Here is a 19,425-nt window from a genome sequence, read left to right as displayed (position 1 = left end):
GGGGGACACGGAAAACGTCCCGAAGACAGCGTGGCTTTCCGTTCACCGTCGCCTGGAGGTTCTGACATGGCGGGACTCCAGCGCTTTCAGGGCACCTCTTGATCCACCGAGCTTGGGCCACAGCATTGATCCAAAAAGCAGCACAACTCCGGCCCCAAGGAACCACCAGCCCAGGGTCAAAGAGCTCGTGGCGTCGCTCATGCCTTGCGCGACGAGACCGAGCTTCTGCATCGTCACATCCTGCGTGTTCTCCCCTGACAGGCGTGCCGCACTGACACTGCCGCCGAGAACCACACAGCCTCGCAGGCGCAAGACCACGCCGATCAAGAGGAGGAAGATGGCTGTTTGTTTCATCGGTGGCTTGCCGGTGATCAATGGAAGCAATAGCCAGTGACATGGAAAAACACCGGCGCGGCGAAGCTGAGGGAGTCCATGCGGTCCATGAAGCCGCCGTGGCCGGCGATGGCGCCGCCCCAGTCCTTCACGCCACGGTCACGTTTGATGGCAGACATCACCAGGCCACCGGCGAAGCCCATCGCCACCACGAGCGCGGCCATCGCGGCGGCCTCCAGCGGTGAGAAAGGCGTGGCCCACCACAATCCGGCTCCCAGAGCCACCGTGGTGAGGCCGCCGCCGATGAAGCCCTCCCATGTTTTGCCCGGACTCACGGTCGGGGCGATCTTGCGTCTGCCGCAGGTCTTGCCCCAGACGTATTGCATGACGTCGCTGAGTTCGACGATGGCGACGAACCAGAAGAGCAGCTTGGCGTTTTGCCCATGCAGCGCCGGCAGGTCGAGCCACAGGATCGCTGGTGCATGGCTGATGCAATACACGCAGATCATGAGCCCCCACTGGATCTTCGCTGTGCGCTCCAGGAAGCGATCGCAATCTCCGGACAAGACCGTCCGCAGCGGAACAAACAGGAAGGCATAGACCGGGATGAGGATCAGGAACATGCCATACCAGTGCGTGGCCAGATAATAGTAGTGCAGCGGCGTGATGATGAAGAAGACCCAGAACAGCGTGCGGTGGTCCCCCGTTTTGGTCGGCGTCAGCGTGATGAACTCACGCAACGCCATGAACGAGATGAAACCGAACAGGATCGTGGTGCCCAGGTGTCCTGCCGCCAGCGCTCCCGCAAACACGAGCACCATCAACCACCAGGCGTTGATGCGCGCGTTCAGGTTGGCGATGGTGATCTTTGCCGCGTCGCCCGTCGCCCGTTTTGCCAGCAAAAATCCAATGACGGATGCAATGACGAGCAGCGCGAGGGTGCCGCCGAAGAGCTGGAGGAGGGCGGGGTCGTCGGGAGTCGAATGGAACGATGCCATCGCATGCTCATAGCACAGGCAGGTGTCACGGCCAATCCCGAAGGAGGAGGTCGGCATCGTTCTCGACTTCCCGCCGCCCGCCTGTCATGCTTCCGGGCATGAGATGGTTTGCAGTCCTGTTTGTCGCCAGCATGTGCGCTCCAGACATCAGAGCGCAGGGGAGGGCGCTACCTGCGCGTGAGTTTTTAACCAAGCTGGAGGAGGCACGGGCCGCGATTCGCTTTGAGGACCGGTTGCGCACACATGAAGCCGCGCTCGACGCCATCTTGGAGTCAGACGCCGCCGCGTTGGAGGCCGTGCTGGTGCTCTGGAACCAGAGTGATGAGTTCTATCAGCGGAATGTCTTCGCGAGGATGGCCTGGACTTGTCTGGCGCAGATCGACACCATCCGCGCCTTGAAACTGCTGGAAAACGCCGGCAACGAGGAGGCTTTCAATGAAGGTGCGCGTGAGGTGTGGGCGGAGATCGCACGCACTGATCCCGCGCGCGCCTACATCGCCGCGCAGAGCTTTGCGCCCAAGCGCGAGGATCAGCATGAGCGAAAATGGCTGGTGCAGCATATCATGCAGGCGGTCGGCGGGACGTGGTTCCGCGCGACCGGATTGGCGACTTTGAAACGGCTGCCCACGCTTTCTCATCCCGACCTCATGGCCACGGCAGTTTTTCACGGCTGTGTGAGCGAGGCAAAGACGGCGGAGCAGAAGATCGCGCTGCTGGACCGGTTCTGCGGCGATGAAAAGCCGGTCATTGAGGAAAACCACATCAAATCTCCCGACTTCTGCGAAGAACTCGTTGAATCCGCCGCGCTGGCCGATCTGCCGGGCACGCGTGCATGGATCGAGAAGCGCTTTCCGCCAGGAACGAAGCGACCGAGCAACCGCGAGCGTGACTGGCACATTGAGCATGCCCGGCGCGCCTTGTTTCGTGTCTGGAAGGAGCAGGACGCACTTGAGGCGGCGGATTGGTTCATCACCCAGCAACATCGTGATGAGGGTTCCGACTCTGCTCATGCCATGTATCTCTGCGCTCTGGCGCTGGCGGGCGAAGATCTCGAAGAACTGCCCGCCGCGCTCGCCTGGATGGAAAAACAGGCTCGGCCGCAGGATCGTGTTTCAGCGCTCGTGAACTTCCTGGATGATGATTTCGGTGACCATGTCGTCCTGCGGCAGTCACGACAGACGATTGCGGCCTGGCTGGCGAAACGCCCGATGGCCGAGCGCGAGGCCGTGGTGCTGGCGGCGGCCAAGGAGTACATCCGCCTTCAGTCGAAAGACGACTTCCTGCCCACCGTCTTCCCGAATGTGGCGAAGCAGCGCGAGATGGGAGGACGATTGGAAAAAATCACCGGGTCTCCGAGTGATTACGCGGGGAATTCATTCATGCTGCGCGCGTTCGATCTGCCGCCTGTTCGCAATAAAACGATTGTTGTGAGTGTTGAGGAGGCCAATCACAGCCGAGAACTGGCCCGTCTGCATGAACTGGCGCGAACAGCCGTCGATCCATCGAAACGGAGAGAAGGGCTGGAGGCGTTGAAATGGATGAAATCGGCCTCACCGGATGAAATTCGGCCTGTTTTGCTCGCCCGCCTGCAAAATCACGAGATGGACTGGTTTTCCGAGGATCTGCTCAGCGCCTGGGTGCTGCAGGACTGGCGCGCCTGTGAGGCTTTCGCGATGAACGCGCCGTTTTCGGTCGAGAAACGCGACGGCATGCTCATCCATATTTTTTGCGAAGCCGCGGAACTTCATCCTGACGCGGTGCTTGCACGTCTGCGCGAACTTCTTCAAAGCAAGGTGCTCGTCCAAGCCGCGCTGGATCGCAGCGCGAGCTTTTCGCGGGTTTCCTGGAAGACCATCTACTACGGGGACATGATCACGCACAGTCTCGCACGCGGACTGCTGCGTCAGGGAGACATGCAGGCCTTCACCACGATCCAGACGCTGCCTGTCGGCTGGCAAGGCGGCCCGCTTGAGGTGCTGGGGGAAAACTTCACCACAGTCGAATGCGGCAGTACTGTGCTCGATCATTTGGAACGCCAAGAGAACGCGGAGAGACAACGTCACCCGGACGTTGCGTGGGCCTTTGACTATGAGGTTCGTCCCGTTCTCGGGCGTCTGACCTCCATTTCGCCGGAAGATGCGGTGAAATGGCTCGAAGCCCGTCCTGAGAAGCTGGGCGAGCATGATGACATGAACAGCCTGGTGCATCGGGTGCATTCGGTGTGGCGCGAGAGCGATCCAAAGGCTGCGGATGCCTGGATGGAACGCCTGCGCCGCGAACATCCAGCGAGGAAGGCTGATCCGGCGGTTCCGGTGCGGAGAGGCGACGCGGCGCCGCTTCAGCCGAGGCGTTGACTGGATTCGTCGCAGGACGGGCATTGACAGGGAGGGGATTCCATCGCTAGACAGAGCACACTTTTTCCTCCCGCATGAACCTGCCGAACCAACTCACTGTCGCCCGTCTTGTGCTGACGGCGGTGTTTGTCGTGTGTTTTTACCTGCCGGTTGCGCATCACCTCACGATCGCGGCGCTGGTGTTCGGTGTGGCATCGATCACGGACTATTTCGACGGCCGCATCGCCCGGGCACGCGGCATCGTGACGAATTTTGGCAAGCTGTTCGACCCGCTGGCAGACAAGATCCTGATCGCAGCCGCCTTCATCCTGCTGGTGGAGCGGGGGGACCTGCCGGCCTGGGTCGTGGTGGTGATGCTGGCGCGTGAGTTTTTCGTGACTGGCATCCGTCTGATCGCGGCGGGGCAGGGGGCCATCCTGGTGGCGGAGAGGCTGGGCAAGCACAAGATGTTCTGGCAGATTCTCACCGTGAGCTGGTTCCTGGTGAAAGAGGCCAGCGTGGAACCCTTGTTCAGCTTCGCGAAGCCGTTTTATGCCACAGCGCCCGGCTGGGTGGCGGACGTCATCATTTATTTCACCACGCTGCTGACCCTGGTTTCCGGCTTCAGCTATTTCTGGAAAAACCGCCAGCTCTTCAACGACGCCTGATCTTCGCTTCAACGCCATGACTGCTGAACAACAAATCGCCGCCCTCGGACTCACACTGCCGCCCGCACCCCCACGCGGCGGTGTTTACAAGCCGGTCGTCATCGTCGGCAACATCGCGTATGTCTCCGGCCACGGGCCCTACTTGGGGGACGGTGAGTATCTGTTGGGGCGGGTTGGCGATGCTTTGGACCTCGAAGCGGGCAAAGCGGCCGCTAAACAGACCGGACTGGCCCTGCTGGCGACGCTGAAGAGCGAACTCGGCAGCCTCGACCGCGTGAAACGCGTCGTAAAATTGCTCGGCATGGTGAACAGCACGCCGGATTTCCCCGACCACCCCAAGGTCATCAATGGATGCAGCGAGTTGTTTGCGCAGGTTTGGGGCGAGGAGAACGGCATCGGCGCACGGAGTGCGGTGGGCATGGGATCGCTGCCGGGGAACATCGCCGTTGAGATCGAAGGCATCTTCGAACTGCATTAAAAAAACCTGCGCCGTTGCCAGCGCAGGTTTGTGTCGAGGTCTGGTGACAGTGTCGGGTCAATACCACATCGAACCGATGCCAAAGCCGGTTCCCCAGCCGTAAGGCTGGCCGAAGCCATACGATCCGCCCCAAGGACGGTAGCTGTAGCGGCTGTAGTACGGCGTGCGGCCATAGAACGGGCTGCTGTAGTAGCGGTTCGAGAAGTACGGATGGCTGTAGTAGGAGCGGGAATACGGCGCACGATAGCCCGTGTTCGAGTAATACGAGCGTCCGTAATAAGGGCCTCGGTTCGTGTAATAATAGCGGTCGCCATCAGCACCAATGGCGCTGCCGACGAGGCCACCTAGCACACCGCCGACGACGGCCCCCTGCACGGGATGACGTCGATTGACCAGGCTGCCGAGGAGCGCACCACCAGCAGCACCATAGACTGTGCCGGCACGTTGGTTCGGGCCAGCACCGTAGTAGCCGTTGTAGTACGGGTAGGCGCATGAACTCAGGGTGAGTGACACGCCGACCAGCGCCAGCACGGCAAGTCGAAGAGATTTCGTTTTCATGATGGGTGAATGAAGGACGAGCAGAAGTAGCTCATCAATTGTTCGACTTTGGCAATGCCGAAAGATTCATTCACCCCAGGAATAATTCCCCGTGCATGGAGTGGCTGTGATTATTATGAATCACGCCGCATTCAGGGGCTCAGAACGCGATGATCTGGAAAGGCATGCTGTCCCTGATTTTCTTTTCGGGAGGCGTGCTCATCAGCTTTTCGAACTGGCGTGCCCATTCGCGGATGGCGTATTTCGCCTGGCCTGTGGGAAACACCTCCTGCGGAAAAAAGATGAAAAGGGTCTTGGCCTCTTCCTTGTCAGCGAATTCGAAGAACGACTTGCCTGTCTTCGGCTCGACAAGCATGCCTTCGATGGCGATGACGCCGCGGGCCGGTTTGGCGATCAAATCACCCACCATCGGCAGGGTCACAAGGTCCACCGCCTCACGTGCGAGGAGGCCGGTCATGGTGTTGGGCTCCCACTCGAAGATGGAGAGCTTCAGCGTCATCGCATCCTTTCCCGGCTCCTCCGCCACGCTGAAACGCGACTTCTTGTCATGCTTGAACGCGCTGATAAACTTCTCCCGCGCATACTCGGCAAGCAAGGCCATTTTCTTGTCACGCCGTTCCTCGCTGAACTCCAGCTTGGTCAGTTTCTGCTTCATCGGACGCAGGTGCTCGGTGACCACGGGGGCGATGTGGATGCGCTTCACCTCGGCGGCGGCCTTTTGCACGCGCTGGTCCGGGTTCCACCAGTTCCCGAGAAAGGGAGAGCGTTTCCTGTCCTCTTTCAATTCGGAGCCATGGGGCAGGAACGAGGTGGGTTTCACCTCCACGGCAGCTACCACGCTCTTGGCGGTGCGGCAGGAGATCATCATCCAGGGTAGGAACAAAAGGACGGCAGCTCGTGTCAGTGTCATGGGTCGGGCGGTTTGGATACGTGCGAGGGTGGGAGTTGGCAAATATTTCACATCTGTCCTCTGTGGCGCTGCGCGCTTCATTCCGGCACAAACTTGCCCGCATCATTTGACCGGTCATGCCGGGGTGTTAGCTTTCCGGCCTTCCGTTCCCGTTTCGGGGCATTCCGCCTCGCTTTCAGGGACGTTTTTCTCCTCTTATGGCATGGCTTTCATCTCTCGGCGCCTTTGGTGAGGCGCTCCGTTTCATCATCCTCATTCTGGAGGTGATCCTCGTGTTCAACCTCATGATTGTCGTCCATGAGTGGGGCCATTTCCTCGCCGCACGCTGGCGCGGGCTGAAGATCGACAAGTTCTACATCTGGTTCGGGAAGCCCCTCTGGAAAAAGACCATCAACGGCGTGGAATACGGCCTCGGCAGCATTCCGGCGGGCGGTTTCGTGGCCCTTCCGCAGATGGCACCGATGGGCGGCCTGGAAGGCGAGACGAATCAGGAGCCCCTGCCGCCGATCACACCCTTGGACAAAGCCATCGTCGCCTTCGCCGGGCCGTTGTTCAGCTTTCTGCTCGCGTGTGTGTTTGCCGTGGCTGTCTGGCAGGTCGGGAAGCCGCAGAGCGAGGCGCACACGACCACCACGGTCGGTTATGTCGCGGAGGACAGTCCTGCGGCGAAGGCCGGCATCCAGCCAGGGGACATCGTGAAAGCCGTGGACGGGCACCCTGTGAAGCGTTTCGAGGGCCTCGTGGACAGCGTGCGCTGGAACATGGTGGCCAGTGAAGGTGACACCATCCCTTTTGAAGTGGAGCGGCCTGGCCAGGGCACCCTCAAATTCGACGTCGATCCGAAAGCCTGGCCCAAATCCGATGACAAGCCGGTGGAGGCCTCCTGGTGGCAGTCGATCTTCAAGCGCCCCGAGCTTCGCGATGTCGGCCTGCAAGGCCAGATGACGCCGATGGTGGGTGAGGTGCACAAAAACAGCCCCGCTGACGATGCCGGGATCAAGCCGAATGACCTCATCATCCGCGCCGATGGCAAGCTGCTCCGCAGCACAGGCGACCTGGGTGACTACGTGAGGGCCAGCCTTGGCAAAGCGATCATGCTGGATGTGGAGCGCGGAGGCAAAATGATCCAGTTGTCCGTCACACCGCGAGTTCCTGACGAGAACAACCTGGCTGAATTCACGGAAGACAAAAAGGCGTATCCCATGGTCGGCATCGCCTGGGATGTGGAAGGCAAGCGCACACCGATTGTCGTCACACCCTGGGAGCAGATCAGCGACGCGGTGCGCCACATGGGGAACCTCGTTTCAAAGCTGCTGTCCCCGAAGTCCGACCTCAGTCCCGCGCACATGAGCGGCCCCGTCGGTGTGGGCCGCCTTTACTACAAGCTGTTCCAGCATCCGGACGGCTGGCGTCTCGTGCTGTGGTTCAGCGTCGTCTTCAACATCAACCTAGCCATCCTCAACATGATGCCGTTCCCGGTGCTCGATGGCGGCCACATCACGATGGCCATCGCGGAGGCGATCCGTCGCAAGCCGCCGCAAGGCCGCCTGCTCGAATACGTGCAGACCGCTTGTGCGCTCGCGTTGTTCGGCTTTCTCATTTTCGTCACGCTCAAGGACACAGGCGACTTTTTCGGCGCTCCGGCGAAGGACGGCAAGAGCCTGAACATCAAGTGGCTTCCCAAAGATCAACGGGCAGCCAAGGCGGCTCCCGGCGCGTGATCTTCATCCGTCATGCGCGTCCTCATCCTCGTCGAGAATCTTCCCGTTCCCTTCGACAGACGCGTCTGGCAGGAAGCCTGCGCCTTGCGTGATGCGGGGCATGACGTGACGGTCATCTGCCCACAGATGCGCGGCTACACCCAGGCGGAGGAAGTCCTCGAAGGCATTCAGATTTACCGCCACTGGATCAGCAGCGAGGCCAAGTCCGTCTTCGGCTTCCTGGCCGAGTATGCGTCCGCGTTGTGGGGCGAGTTCTGGTGTGCGGTCAAAGCCTGGAAGCGTGGCGGCTTCGACGTGATTCATCTGTGCAACCCGCCGGACCTGCTCTTTCTCGTCGCGCTGCCCTTCAAGCTCTTTGCGGGCGTGAAGGTCATCTTCGACGTGCATGACCTCTGGCCGGAGATGTTCGAGGCGAAATTTGGCAAACGCGGCCTCATGTATTGGGCCGTGCGCCTTGCCGAGCGCTGCACGCTCGCTTTGGCGGATGTGGTCATCGCCACCAATCAAAGCGTGCTGCGCGCGGTGAAGGAGCGCGGAAAGCTGCGGGACGACCGCGCGTTCGTGGTGCGCACCGCCCCCAGCCGCATGAACACCGCTGTGGAGCCCGATGAACCACTCCGCCGCGGCAGAGGGCATCTCGTCGGCTACATCGGCGTCATGGGAAATGCCGACGGCGTCGATTACCTCGTTCGCGCCGCCGATCACATCGTCAAAACACGAAAGCGCGACGACGTGCAGTTCCTGCTCATGGGCTCCGGCCCGGAGCATGCGGAGTTGCTTGCGCTGCGGGATGAACTCGGCCTTCAAGATCACATCAGCATGCCCGGACGTGTCAGCGACGAGTTTTTGTGCCGCGCTCTGCGCAGCATCGACCTCGGCGTCGCCTGCGATCCCATCAACGCCTACAACGATCACTGCACCATGAACAAGGTGCTGGAGTACATGGCCTTTGCGCGGCCGATCGTCATGTTCGGCACGGTGGAAGGTCGGTTCTCCGCTGGCGAGGGAGCGGTTTACGTCATGGAGAACAGTCCGGCGAAGCTCGGGGATGCAATTCTCGGCCTCCTGGATGACGAAGCCCGTCTTGAAAAGCTGGGACGCGCAGGTCACGAACGATTGACGCGGGAACTGAACTGGGAGCGCAGTGTCGCTCAGTTGATCGCCGCTTATCAGGCTGCGGAGGCACCGTAGTTGCTCTTTCAGAGGCTGTTGTAGAGGTTTTTTTGCGCCTGAGGCCCGAGGTTGCTTGCCAATCACAGCTGGGCGCTCTTAAATCGCCCCATGCAACCGGTCCAAAACAATGACGGCGACGCCGTGCACTTTGAGCCGTTCATGCCTCCTTCAATGGAGGAGCTGGACGCATTGATCCCAGGGTTCAAATTCGTCGAGTTCATCGACCGCGGCGGCATGGGTGCCGTTTACAAGGCGGTGCAGAAGAGCCTGAACCGCGTGGTCGCCGTGAAGCTGCTGCCGCACGTGAACCGCAACAAGGAGAGCTTCGCCGAGCGCTTCAAGCGGGAGGCTCACGCCCTCGCCGCCCTGAATCATCCCAACATCGTCGCCGTGCATGACTTTGGCGAAACGGCTGACGGCCAGATGTACTATGCCATGGAGTTCGTCTCAGGCATGGACCTCCAGCAGCTGCTCAAGCGGCAGTCGCCGGACGCGCGGCAGCTCCTCAAAATCATCAAGCAAGTCTGCGAGGCACTGCAGTTCGCCCACGAGCGCGGCATTGTGCACCGCGACATCAAACCGGCCAACATTCTCATCGACGACCGCGGGAATGTGAAGGTGGCCGACTTCGGCCTCGCCAAGGTCGTCGGCCCGCAGTCGGTCGATTACACCGCCACCGGCACCACCCTGGGCACTCCCGACTACATCGCGCCCGAGGCGCTCGACCAGAACGGAAAGATCGACCATCGCGCCGACATCTACTCGCTGGGCGTGATGATTTACGAGCTTTTCACCGGCCATGTGCCCAAAGGCGTGTGGGAGCCGCCATCCATCCGCTCCGGGGCCGACAAACGCATCGATGTGGTCGTCAGCACCGCCATGCAGAATGACCCGGAGAAGCGCTACCAGCATGTCAGCGACATGACGCAGGTGCTGGAGAAGCTGCTGAAGAACAGCGATGATTGGAAGAACTTCCGCCGCCCGCGGAAGGCGGATGACGTTCCTCCAGGGACGCCTTTGGAGCGCATTCCGACCGATGCTGACACGATCTGCGTCACCGGTGCGGTGAATGTGGGTCGCCGCCGCGGCATGTTGCTGGCTGGCGTCGTGGCTGTGCTGGCCGTGGTGCTGGTGGTTGCGTGGCAGTCTGGATGGATCAATGCCCGCGCCTCCGGTGCCGCGAATGCTTCCCCGCCGCGTGCGCCAGCGCCCCTTCCGGCCGGTGAGCCAGCGGAACAGGTGAAACTCGCCCGCTGGGTGTTTGAGAATGGCGGTTTCCTGAATGTGGTCACGGAAAGCAAGGCCGAGCGCGAAATGGGCGGCAACGCAGACATCTGGGACATGGACCACCTGCCGGCCGAGCGGTTCACCATCTGGCGCGTGTCCTTTGCCTCCGCCCGGCAGCCCATCACAGACGAGGCCGCCTTCCGCGAGCTCATGACTTTGCTCAAAGAGGTCGGGACGGTGGGCAATCTCAATCTGCGCGGGTTGAAGGTCCCCGTGGAGGCTTTGAGCGTCCTTTCGACCATGAGTTCGCTGACCAACATCGATCTGACGGCAAGCCCCGTCGTCACCCGCGAGGCCATCCCGCAGCTTGGCACCTGCAAACAGCTCAAGCTGCTGCGCATTGGCGGCCCAGGCACGGTGGTGGACCCCGCCGTGGTCGATGAACTGCGCTTCCTCCTTCCAGACTGCAACATCCGCGAGGACTGACGGAGCCTTTCTTTCAACCCACACCATCATGAAAACACGGAATCCAAAGCGCCAAGCATCCAGTCGTCCGGTGAACTCCCGTCACAAGCCCGCGAAGGCCAAAAAATCCGTCGCGAAGAAGGCGGCCAAAACGAAGGCCGTCAGCGCGAAGAAAAAAGTGGCGGCGAAAAAGACATCCGTGAAAGCGGCCCGTCCGGCGAAAAGGGCGAAATCGCCGGGCAGGGCCATCAACAGAATCGTGAGGGCCAAGAAACCTCCGATGAAAAAGGCCGCCGCGAAAAAGCCCGTCAAAGCCTTGCGCAAACCTGCCAGGAAGACCGCGCCCGCAGCCCGGAAGGCGGCGGTCACCAAGAAGTCGATCAAGGCGGCAAAGCGGCCAGCCGCCGTCAGGAAAGGCGCTGTCATGTTGAAGTCGGCCGCGCTCGGGCTGCCCGTGGTGGCCAGCGGTCCCGGCGGCCCCATCTTGAACCTGGCGACCAACCGCATCCAGGGACTCGCCAGACACCGTTTCATGGCTGCCCCGTCACAGCGCATCAGCAGGAAGCCACGCTTGCTATGGATCGGCGACGCGCTGGTTCCCACCGGCTTCGCCACCGTCACGCATGCGGTACTCGATCATTTGCGGCATGACTGGGATGTCGTCGTCTCCGGCATCAACTACGACGGCACCGCGCACAAGTTGCCGTATGAGGTCATGCCTGCCTGGCAGGGCGGAGACATGTGGGGCATGAACCGCTTCGCACACCTTTGTGCCGAGTTCGATCCTGCCGCCGTCATCATCAACAACGACTGGTGGAACGTGGCGCAGTTCGCACGCATCGCGCCCAAAGGCGTGCCCGTGATAGGCTACATGCCGGTCGATGGCGGAAACCTCGATCCGGCCGACATGCAGGCGCTGAACCGCATGCACGCCGCCGTGTGGTACACGGATTACGGTCATCGTGAGGCGGTGAAAGCCGGTTTCAAAGGCGCGAAACACGTCATTCCGCATGGCATCGACACCGGGCTGTTCCAGCCGATGAACCGCGATGAGGCACGGCGTGCTTTGGATCTCAATGTGCCGAAAAACGCCTTCATCGTCGGCAATTTGAACCGCAACCAGCCCCGCAAGCGCCTCGACCTCACGATTGAGATCTTTGCCGACTGGGTGGGGCGCAACCGCGTCAGCAACGCATTCCTGCTGCTGCACTGTGCCCAAAAAGACACCGGCTGGAACCTGCGCCGCGTCGCCGCCTTCCATGGCATTGCGGACCGCCTCTTGCTCACCGGCAGCGATGACATCCGCGAGCTTCAGGGCACGCATCACCTCAATCTCATTTACAACAGCCTCGACGTGCAGGTTTCCACCACGCTCGGCGAAGGCTGGGGCCTCACCACCATGGAAGGCATGGCCTGCGGCATTCCGCAGATCGTCCCGGACTCCTCAGCGCTGGCCGAATGGGCCACGGCGGCGGTCAAAGTGCCGTGTTCTCGTTCTCTGATGAACCCAGAGATCAACACCACTGCCGCCCTGGTCGATCACGAGCCCTTCGTGGCCGCCTTGCAGCCCCTCTACAGCGACCGTGCCCTGCGCCACCGCATCGCAGACGACGGACTGAAACTCGTAAGGTCGCAGCAGTTCCGCTGGGATGCCGTGGCCGCCCATTTCTCCGCCGTTCTGGCCCCTGCGCTGGCTCGGAAGCCGAACTCACGTCATTCGGTGGCGAAACGCTCGTGACCTTCGGTTCCACTCCGCGTGTCCGATTTCGGGCATGAGGGTGAATCATGCCGAAAAAGCGGGCTTTGATTGCCAATCTGGCCGGGTTTGGCATTCTAACGGCCCGCCATGATCTCCCAACTCCGCTACTGCCACGATCTCTACAACTACCAGTGCCGTGAAACGCGCCCGGTGATGGTGGGAAAGGTGCAGATCGGCGGCGGAGCGCCCGTGGTCGTGCAGAGCATGCTGACCAGCGACACGCGTGACGCGGACGCGTGTGTGAAAGAGGCGCTCGGCCTCGCCGAGGCGGGCTGCCAGATCGTGCGCGTCACGGCGCAGACGCGGATCATCGCCGAAAACCTCCAGCACATCCGCGACGGCCTGCGCAACGCTGGTTGTGACGTGCCGCTCGTCGCTGACATCCATTTCAAGCCGGACGCGGCCATGGAAGCGGTGAAGTGGGTGGAAAAAGTGCGTGTGAACCCCGGCAACTACGCCGACAAGAAGAAGTTCGCCGTCAAAGAATACACCGACGAGGAGTACGCCGCCGAGGTGGCCTACATGGAGGAGCAGTTTGTCCCGCTGGTGAAGGAATGCATCCGCCTGAATCGGGCGATGCGCATCGGCACCAACCATGGCTCCCTCAGCGACCGCATCATGAACCGCTGGGGTGACACCCCGCTCGGCATGGTGGAGAGCGCCCTCGAATTCGCCCGCATCGCCCGTGCACAGGGCTATCACAACTTCCTCTTCTCGATGAAGGCCAGCAATCCGAAGGTCATGATCGAGGCCTATCGACTTCTGGTGGCGCATTTGGACGCGTGCTCCAAGGCGGAACTGCTGGCGCAATGGAAACGGGAAGGAAATGACGAAATCCGAATGACGAATGACGAATGTGATCCGCGCTTCGGGCTGCCTTCGTCATTCGTCATTCGTCATTCGTCATTGCTTTGGAATTATCCCATCCACCTCGGCGTCACCGAAGCCGGCGACGGTGAAGACGGCCGCATCAAGAGCGCCATCGGCATCGGATCACTGCTCGCCGACGGCATCGGCGACACGGTGCGCGTTTCATTGACCGAAGACGCGATCTTCGAGATCCCCGTCGCCCAGCAATTGGTGAAGCCCTACAACGAGGGCGTGCCGGCGCAGTTCGAGCGCATCGAAAACGCGCCGCCGGTCAGCTACGATCCCTTCGACTTTGTGCGTCGCGAATCTCAGGTGCTGGCGGTCAACGGCGTCAAAGTCGGCGGCCACGAAACCGTGCCCGTCTTCACCTCACGCAAGAAGTGGGACGCGGTGGCCCACAAAATGGACAAGCTTGGCGACTACAAGCCGGAGATCGTCATCGAGGACAGCGGCGTGACCGAAATCGACCCGCGTGACGGCGACGCGATCAACAGCATCAATGCTGGCACCGATGCGAAGCTCGTCACGATCAAAGACGGCCTCAAACTGCCCGTCATCGCTGCGTATCGCCTCCTCGCTGCCAAGTTGCAGCCGCGTCACCCGATTTTGCTCAAGGACACGCTGCAAGCCGCCGGCAGCGACGACTTCACGGAGAACCTGCTCGTCGCCGCGACGAACATTGGCTCACTCCTGTGCGATGGCATCGGCGACGCCGTCATCGTGAACGGTGAGGAAGCACCCGGGCAGTCGCTGCGCATCAGCTACAACATCCTGCAGGCCGCTGGCGTGCGCATTTTCAAGACCGACTACGTCGCCTGCCCGAGCTGCGGCCGCACGTTGTTCAACCTGCAAACCACCACGCAGAAAATTCGTGCCGCCACCGGCCATCTCAAGGGCGTGCGCATCGCCGTCATGGGCTGCATCGTCAACGGCCCCGGCGAAATGGCCGATGCCGACTTCGGTTACGTCGGCGGCGCTCCGGACAAGATCAATCTCTACGTCGGCAAGACCGCGGTGAAGTTCAACATTCCCGAAGAAGAAGCCGTCGAGCGCCTGATCGACCTCATCAAAGAACACGGCCGCTGGTTTGACGCGCCCGTGGCGGCGTGATCCCAGGGAGTCAACCAACCAGCGTCCGCCCAACCCACATGCGCACACTGGCCTCATCGCTCGCCGCCTGCCTGCTCATCGGCTGTGCCGCTGTTTTTCCGGAGGTCATCGTTGGGAGCAGCTCGCCCGCTGCCCGGGAGTTCAAAGGCGCAGACGAGATCACGATCTATTCCCTGGTGCCTGTTGAGACACGAAACGTAGCCATGAACTATCCGTCCCGATCGGCTCATCTTCTTGGCTTGCCCACCTTTCACGACTTCCCTGTCCTGGGATCTTTCCGAGTCTCCGACCCTGACGAGGTTTCGAGTTGGGCCTCGTTATTGAGCACCTCGTTTGTGGATCGACCTCAGAAGATGTGTGACTTCATGCCACGACATGGTGTGCGCCTGGTTCGAGATGGGCTCACCACCGACTATCTGATGTGCTTCACGTGTGGAGACTTGACCGTTCATTTCCACGCCGGCCCTCCGACGTCACACCGTCCTGTCTGGTCTCGTGCCGTCAGAAAGCGAATGAACTTGGAGTTTGATCGCCGCAGGATTGAGCGAGATAGGCCATAATCCACGGCGACTCCGACGATAGTTGCCTCAGTGCTGCAACAGTCCGGACGAGTAAGGGCAAACGATAGTTCTCATCAAAGAACACGGGCGCTGGTTTGACGCGCCTGCAGCCGTCTGACGGCCTCGGCGTTCGATTCGAAGGCGAAATCGTCCAGCGGGACTTCAGCGAGCGGGCAGATCAAGGTTTCCATCACTTCGCCAGGATCGGGGTTGAGGCTGCCGAAGTCGTGAACGCGGGCCAGGTAGAACAGATCGATCGTGGGCCAGGGGAAGCCTTGGAAAGGGTATCGATTTGTCAGGGTGCCGAGGGCTGTGAAGGAGTCTGCCGGCACGTCGAGGCCGGTTTCTTCGAGGGTTTCACGTGAGGCGGCCATTTCGCCCGTCTCATCAGGTTCGATCACGCCGCCGGGCAGGCCGAGTTGGCCGTAGCCTGGCTGATGAGCCCGGCGGATGACGAGCAGGCGGTCCTGGGAGTCGAGAACGAGAGCGCAGGCAGCCGGAATCGGCGTGATGAAATGGCGGTGGCCGCAGGAAGCGCACACAAACTCGCGGTCGCTCCGGTTGATCCATTCGTTGGAGCCGCAATTCGTGCAGAATTTGTAGGGGGACTCAGCCATGCGGCCTCTTCTGCCGTCGATGCGATTGCCATGCCAGCAGAAACACCAGCGCGCAGGCGGCTTTCATCACAAACAGCCACCATGGCTCCCACCAGGCACCCGTCCGGGACTCGATGAGGTCGGAAACGCCGAACACGGCAAACGCCAGCGGCAGCAGCCAGCGCCACGGCGCCGGCATGGGAGGGCGCATGGCCAGAACTGCTGCGATGACGAACCACAGGCCTGCCTCCGCTTGATTGAAGAGGGTGTGAAAAGACGGCGGATCTGGTGCTGGCATGTGCCCATGCTGCCAAAGCGTGGGAGGACCTGGCAAGACGCGATTTCTTCACAACGTCTGTTGGCGCAGAGTGCATCTCTCTCCAAACTGCCCCTCCTGACCGAACGCACATGAGCAACGCCCTCCTCCAGTCCTGGCTGCGCCTTCCCAACGGGGAGCGTCATGACCTGAACGGGACGTGCAGCATCGGACGCTCACCGGACAACAACCTGCCCCTGGCCGGGCACGAGGTCTCCCGCCGACACGCCATCATCCAGGCCCAGGGAGAGCGTGAGTTCTGGCTGGTGGATCTCGGCAGCGCGAACGGCACCTATGTGAACGGCCGCCGCATCTCGCAGTCCGTGCGCCTTCACAATGGCGACATGATCCGCATCGCGATGCATGAGCTCGAATTCGCCACGGAAATCCTCAGCGCCATGCACCCAGCGGGCCGGCAGGCCATGGCCTCGACGATGATCCAGATTCATCAGGCGCAGTGCTGGCTGATGGTGGCCGACATCATCGGGTCCACGAAACTGGCGCAGACGCTGCCGACGGCGGAGTTTCCGCGCATGACGGGCAGTTGGTTCAAAAACTGCCGGCAGATCATCGACGACTGCGGCGGCCACATGTCGAAATATCTGGGTGACGGTTTCTTCTGCTACTGGGAGCACACGCCGGACAGCGCCATCCAGGTGCGCCAGGCCGTGGCGAGGCTGTACGAGGCGCAGTTGAAGACGAATCCGCCGTTCCGGCTGGTGCTGCATTTCGGCGCGGCCGCGTTGGGCACGGTCCCGACGATGAACGAGCTGAACCTGCACGGTCCGGAGGTGAATTTCGTCTTCCGCATCGAGAAAGTGGCCGCCACGCTCAAACAAAACGTCCTCTTCAGCGAAGCGGCGGTGACCCGCATGAAGGCCGAGAACGAAGTTCACTTCGTCGGTGAGTGCGGCGTGGAGGGCTTTTCCGGCAGCCACAAGTTCTACGCAACCGGGGGCTGATCAGCGCCCCCAGGCGACCGCGTTTCTCGGCTCAATCCACCGGACTGGCCTCACCATCCGCCTGCTCCGGCTCGGAGGGCAGCATGAGGGAGATGAAGGCGGCCGGAACAAACAGGCAGCTGGCTGCGAGCATCGCTTCACGCACGTCCGGGATGGTCTGATAGACGCCGAAGAACACCGTGCCGGCGGCGGCGATGATGCGGCCGAAATTGTAGCAGAATCCAGCGCCGGTGGTGCGCAGCAGCGTGGGAAACAGCGGCGGCAGGCACATGGTGAACAGGCCGAACACACCCTGGCAGGCACCGATGAGAGCGAACAGCCACAGCGTGGCATTCCAGCTCCACGTCCAGTAGAAGGTGGCGAACATGATGGCGAAGTAAGCCAGCAGCATCCAGAAGATGGTATTGCGATAGCCCATGAGCTTCGCCAGACCGCCGGCGATGAAGTTCCCGATGATGGAGCCGAACATGATCCACATCAGCGCCGCGCCGGAGGCCTCGGCCTGGCCCTGTTTCGTCATCGCCATCACCTCAGGCAGTTGTCTCACCACCTTCGCCTGCCAGAAGAGGAAGGCCCAGTGCGCGGTCAAAGACACGCCGCAGATGATCAGCACACGCCAGGTCGTGCTGCGCACAGCCGGGCCGAACAGCTCGCTGACACGTGGCGCGGCCTGCTTGCCACGCGCTTCCTCCCAGGTGTCGGTTTCCGGCACCGCCTTGCGGATCCATACCGTGATCAATGCGGGTAGAATGCCGACGAGGAAGAGATATCGCGGCTCCTGGCCGGACAGAATCCAGTGCGCTAGCACCGCGAGCAGTACGCCGAAGTTCACGGCGCTTTGCAGCACCGCCGCGATCCACGGACGCCACTTTTTCGGCCACGTTTCAGACAGCAGCGACGCCCCCACGGCCCACTCGCCGCCAATGCCGAGGGCGGATAGGAAACGGCACAGCATCAGGTGCCACCACTCCGTGGCGAAGAAGGACAGGCCGGTGAAGAGCGCGTAGGTGAGGATGGTGAGCATCAGCGCCTTGCTGCGGCCCAGGAGATCGCCAATGCGGCCGAAAAAGCCGCCACCCACCGCCCAGCCGACCAGGAAGGCCGCCTGAATGATCGAGCCCTTCACACCCACGTCAGGAGCGTCTTGCGGCAGATCCATGAGCTGCGCCACGAACACCGTCCACACCAGCGTGTAGAGGTGCATGTCCAGCCCGTCGAACAACCAGCCCAGCCACGCGGCGATGCCGGATTTCCATTGGTGCGGCGAGAGATCGCGCAGGTGCTTGATTTCGGGAGAGGCTGGCTGGCTCATGCGGGCGCGAGTCTTTCGCAGCCCATCGGGAATGGCAAGCTTTTCAGCGCTCCTTGGCGAATCCGAGGGAATTTGATGCTTTCCTCACAGCTTGCGCTCTGCGCGACTGGAGATCATGGAACACGCGACCTAGCCGGACAAGTCGCGTGCCTAACCCAGTTCGTGTGCCGGAGGTTGGTGAAAAATCCTTCAAGCCTCCCTGAGCGGTTGCTGGGAACGAGCACGGGATGGTGGAAGGACCTTGTGCTGACACGTTCGGAGGGTAAGGACGCATGCTCACTGGGCCTCTGCTCCAAGGAGCTTGTTACGGTGCTTTTATTTTTTGTTCGGTTGGCATTGGCTCAATGCCCGCTGTGGATTGTTCTATGCGACTACCAAGCTGTAAACCCGGCTGCTTGCGCTCTGCGTGATTCGAGGCCAGGAAGCGCGTGACATAGCGCACGCAAGTCGCGCCTCTGACTCGTTGTCGTGGCTGGTCGCCTGCTGAAAGATGCAGGGGGCGCACATCTGGGGTTGACGAGGACAGCGCTGGATGTGGGAGGCCCGTGCGTTGAGGTGTCGGGAGATAACGGCATCGTATGGGCGTTCAGCCTGCCGGTGCTCAAGAAGCTTGCTGCGGGTTGACCTTGAACAGCGTGAAAAAGCTCGGAGCCTTGAAAGGGCGGCCTAACTCCTGAAGCTCCCGAAGCCATGCCCCAATCCCTCGCCAACCTCCACATCCATCTGATCTTCTCCACGAAGGAACGATTTCCGTATCTCACGGCGGAGGCGCGTCCTGATCTGCACGCCTGCATGGCGACCGTTCTGGCGAATCGGAACTCGCCGGCGGTGCTCACCCAGTCAGTGGCGGACCACGTGCACAGCCTTTTCAACCTGGGGCGCACCGTCACCCTGGCCCAGGCGGTGGAAGACGTGAAAAGTCATCTTCCAAATGGCTGAAGACGCAGGGGGCGAATTATCCACGAGGCTGGCCACCGGCCTTCCAGCTTGGCGTTTCGCCATCTTTTTGCTAGGCAGTGTTTTAAAACCTCTTGAGCGGCTGCATCCAATCGATGACAGCGGCGAAAGCGAGCAGT

General features: G+C 61.3%; 17 protein-coding genes. 10 read left to right on the top strand and 7 right to left on the bottom strand.

Going from position 1 to position 19,425, the window contains the following annotated elements:
* Positions 1–42: 42 nt before the first annotated feature.
* Both IAE77_RS30555 and IAE77_RS30550 read right to left on the bottom strand, forming a co-directional pair.
* Positions 43–354 carry a hypothetical protein gene (locus IAE77_RS30555; RefSeq protein ID WP_294235424.1) on the bottom strand — a complete coding sequence of 104 codons (312 nt, stop codon included), beginning with the start codon at positions 352–354 and terminating at the stop codon, positions 43–45.
* 17 nt (positions 355–371) lie between these two features.
* Positions 372–1,331, bottom strand: a complete 960-nt coding sequence (locus tag IAE77_RS30550) for a phosphatidate cytidylyltransferase (RefSeq protein ID WP_345781032.1) — start codon at positions 1,329–1,331, stop codon at positions 372–374.
* Between the two features lie 98 nt (positions 1,332–1,429).
* Between IAE77_RS30550 and IAE77_RS30545 the strand changes: the two genes are divergently transcribed.
* The 3 genes from IAE77_RS30545 to IAE77_RS30535 all read left to right on the top strand — a co-directional run bounded on the left by IAE77_RS30545 (position 1,430) and on the right by IAE77_RS30535 (position 4,810).
* Complete coding sequence (locus IAE77_RS30545; RefSeq protein ID WP_294235420.1) at positions 1,430–3,685, top strand: hypothetical protein; 2,256 nt, start codon at positions 1,430–1,432, stop codon at positions 3,683–3,685.
* 74 nt (positions 3,686–3,759) lie between these two features.
* Positions 3,760–4,332: a CDP-diacylglycerol--glycerol-3-phosphate 3-phosphatidyltransferase gene (gene pgsA / locus IAE77_RS30540; RefSeq protein WP_294235418.1), complete on the top strand. Its 573-nt coding sequence runs from the start codon at positions 3,760–3,762 to the stop codon at positions 4,330–4,332.
* A gap of 16 nt (positions 4,333–4,348) precedes the next feature.
* Positions 4,349–4,810 (top strand): RidA family protein, encoded by a 462-nt coding sequence (locus IAE77_RS30535; protein ID WP_294235416.1) that lies wholly within the window; start codon positions 4,349–4,351, stop codon positions 4,808–4,810.
* 57 nt (positions 4,811–4,867) lie between these two features.
* Here IAE77_RS30535 and IAE77_RS30530 read toward each other — a convergent pair whose 3' ends face one another.
* Both IAE77_RS30530 and IAE77_RS30525 read right to left on the bottom strand, forming a co-directional pair.
* Entirely contained in the window at positions 4,868–5,368 is a 501-nt protein-coding gene (locus IAE77_RS30530; protein WP_294235414.1) for a YMGG-like glycine zipper-containing protein, read from the bottom strand.
* Positions 5,369–5,507: 139 nt separating this feature from the next.
* A complete protein-coding gene (locus IAE77_RS30525) occupies positions 5,508–6,278 on the bottom strand; it encodes a DUF3313 family protein (RefSeq protein WP_294235411.1) in 771 nt (256 codons plus the stop codon).
* A gap of 197 nt (positions 6,279–6,475) precedes the next feature.
* On the opposite strand from IAE77_RS30525, the gene rseP reads away from it, so the two are divergent.
* From rseP to ispG, 5 genes are all read left to right on the top strand, one after another.
* Positions 6,476–7,999: an RIP metalloprotease RseP gene (gene rseP / locus IAE77_RS30520; RefSeq protein WP_294235409.1), complete on the top strand. Its 1,524-nt coding sequence runs from the start codon at positions 6,476–6,478 to the stop codon at positions 7,997–7,999.
* Between the two features lie 12 nt (positions 8,000–8,011).
* Positions 8,012–9,190, top strand: a complete 1,179-nt coding sequence (locus IAE77_RS30515; RefSeq protein ID WP_294235407.1) for a glycosyltransferase family 4 protein — start codon at positions 8,012–8,014, stop codon at positions 9,188–9,190.
* Positions 9,191–9,280: 90 nt separating this feature from the next.
* Positions 9,281–10,885, top strand: coding sequence for a serine/threonine-protein kinase (locus IAE77_RS30510; RefSeq protein WP_294235405.1), 1,605 nt, complete (start codon positions 9,281–9,283; stop codon positions 10,883–10,885).
* A gap of 28 nt (positions 10,886–10,913) precedes the next feature.
* A complete protein-coding gene (locus tag IAE77_RS30505) occupies positions 10,914–12,602 on the top strand; it encodes a glycosyltransferase family 4 protein (RefSeq protein WP_294235403.1) in 1,689 nt (562 codons plus the stop codon).
* 108 nt (positions 12,603–12,710) lie between these two features.
* The gene (gene ispG / locus IAE77_RS30500) at positions 12,711–14,603 is read left to right on the top strand and encodes a (E)-4-hydroxy-3-methylbut-2-enyl-diphosphate synthase (protein WP_294235401.1); all 1,893 of its coding nucleotides are present in this window, start codon (positions 12,711–12,713) and stop codon (positions 14,601–14,603) included.
* A gap of 634 nt (positions 14,604–15,237) precedes the next feature.
* Here the strand turns inward: ispG and IAE77_RS30495 are convergent.
* Positions 15,238–15,780 (bottom strand): NUDIX domain-containing protein, encoded by a 543-nt coding sequence (locus IAE77_RS30495; RefSeq protein WP_294235399.1) that lies wholly within the window; start codon positions 15,778–15,780, stop codon positions 15,238–15,240.
* Complete coding sequence (locus IAE77_RS30490) at positions 15,773–16,057, bottom strand: hypothetical protein (protein ID WP_294235398.1); 285 nt, start codon at positions 16,055–16,057, stop codon at positions 15,773–15,775. Before IAE77_RS30490 ends, IAE77_RS30495 begins: the two co-directional genes overlap by 8 nt.
* A gap of 110 nt (positions 16,058–16,167) precedes the next feature.
* On the opposite strand from IAE77_RS30490, the gene IAE77_RS30485 reads away from it, so the two are divergent.
* Positions 16,168–17,037 carry an adenylate/guanylate cyclase domain-containing protein gene (locus IAE77_RS30485; protein ID WP_294235396.1) on the top strand — a complete coding sequence of 290 codons (870 nt, stop codon included), beginning with the start codon at positions 16,168–16,170 and terminating at the stop codon, positions 17,035–17,037.
* Positions 17,038–17,068: 31 nt separating this feature from the next.
* Here IAE77_RS30485 and IAE77_RS30480 read toward each other — a convergent pair whose 3' ends face one another.
* Entirely contained in the window at positions 17,069–18,349 is a 1,281-nt protein-coding gene (locus IAE77_RS30480; protein WP_294235394.1) for an MFS transporter, read from the bottom strand.
* 690 nt (positions 18,350–19,039) lie between these two features.
* On the opposite strand from IAE77_RS30480, the gene IAE77_RS30475 reads away from it, so the two are divergent.
* Positions 19,040–19,288 (top strand): transposase, encoded by a 249-nt coding sequence (locus tag IAE77_RS30475; RefSeq protein WP_294235392.1) that lies wholly within the window; start codon positions 19,040–19,042, stop codon positions 19,286–19,288.
* Positions 19,289–19,425 lie beyond the last annotated feature (137 nt).

Origin of the sequence: Prosthecobacter sp., assembly GCF_014879935.1 — a bacterium.
Classification (GTDB): domain Bacteria; phylum Verrucomicrobiota; class Verrucomicrobiia; order Verrucomicrobiales; family Verrucomicrobiaceae; genus Prosthecobacter.
This window is presented reverse-complemented; position numbering and strand designations above follow the sequence as displayed.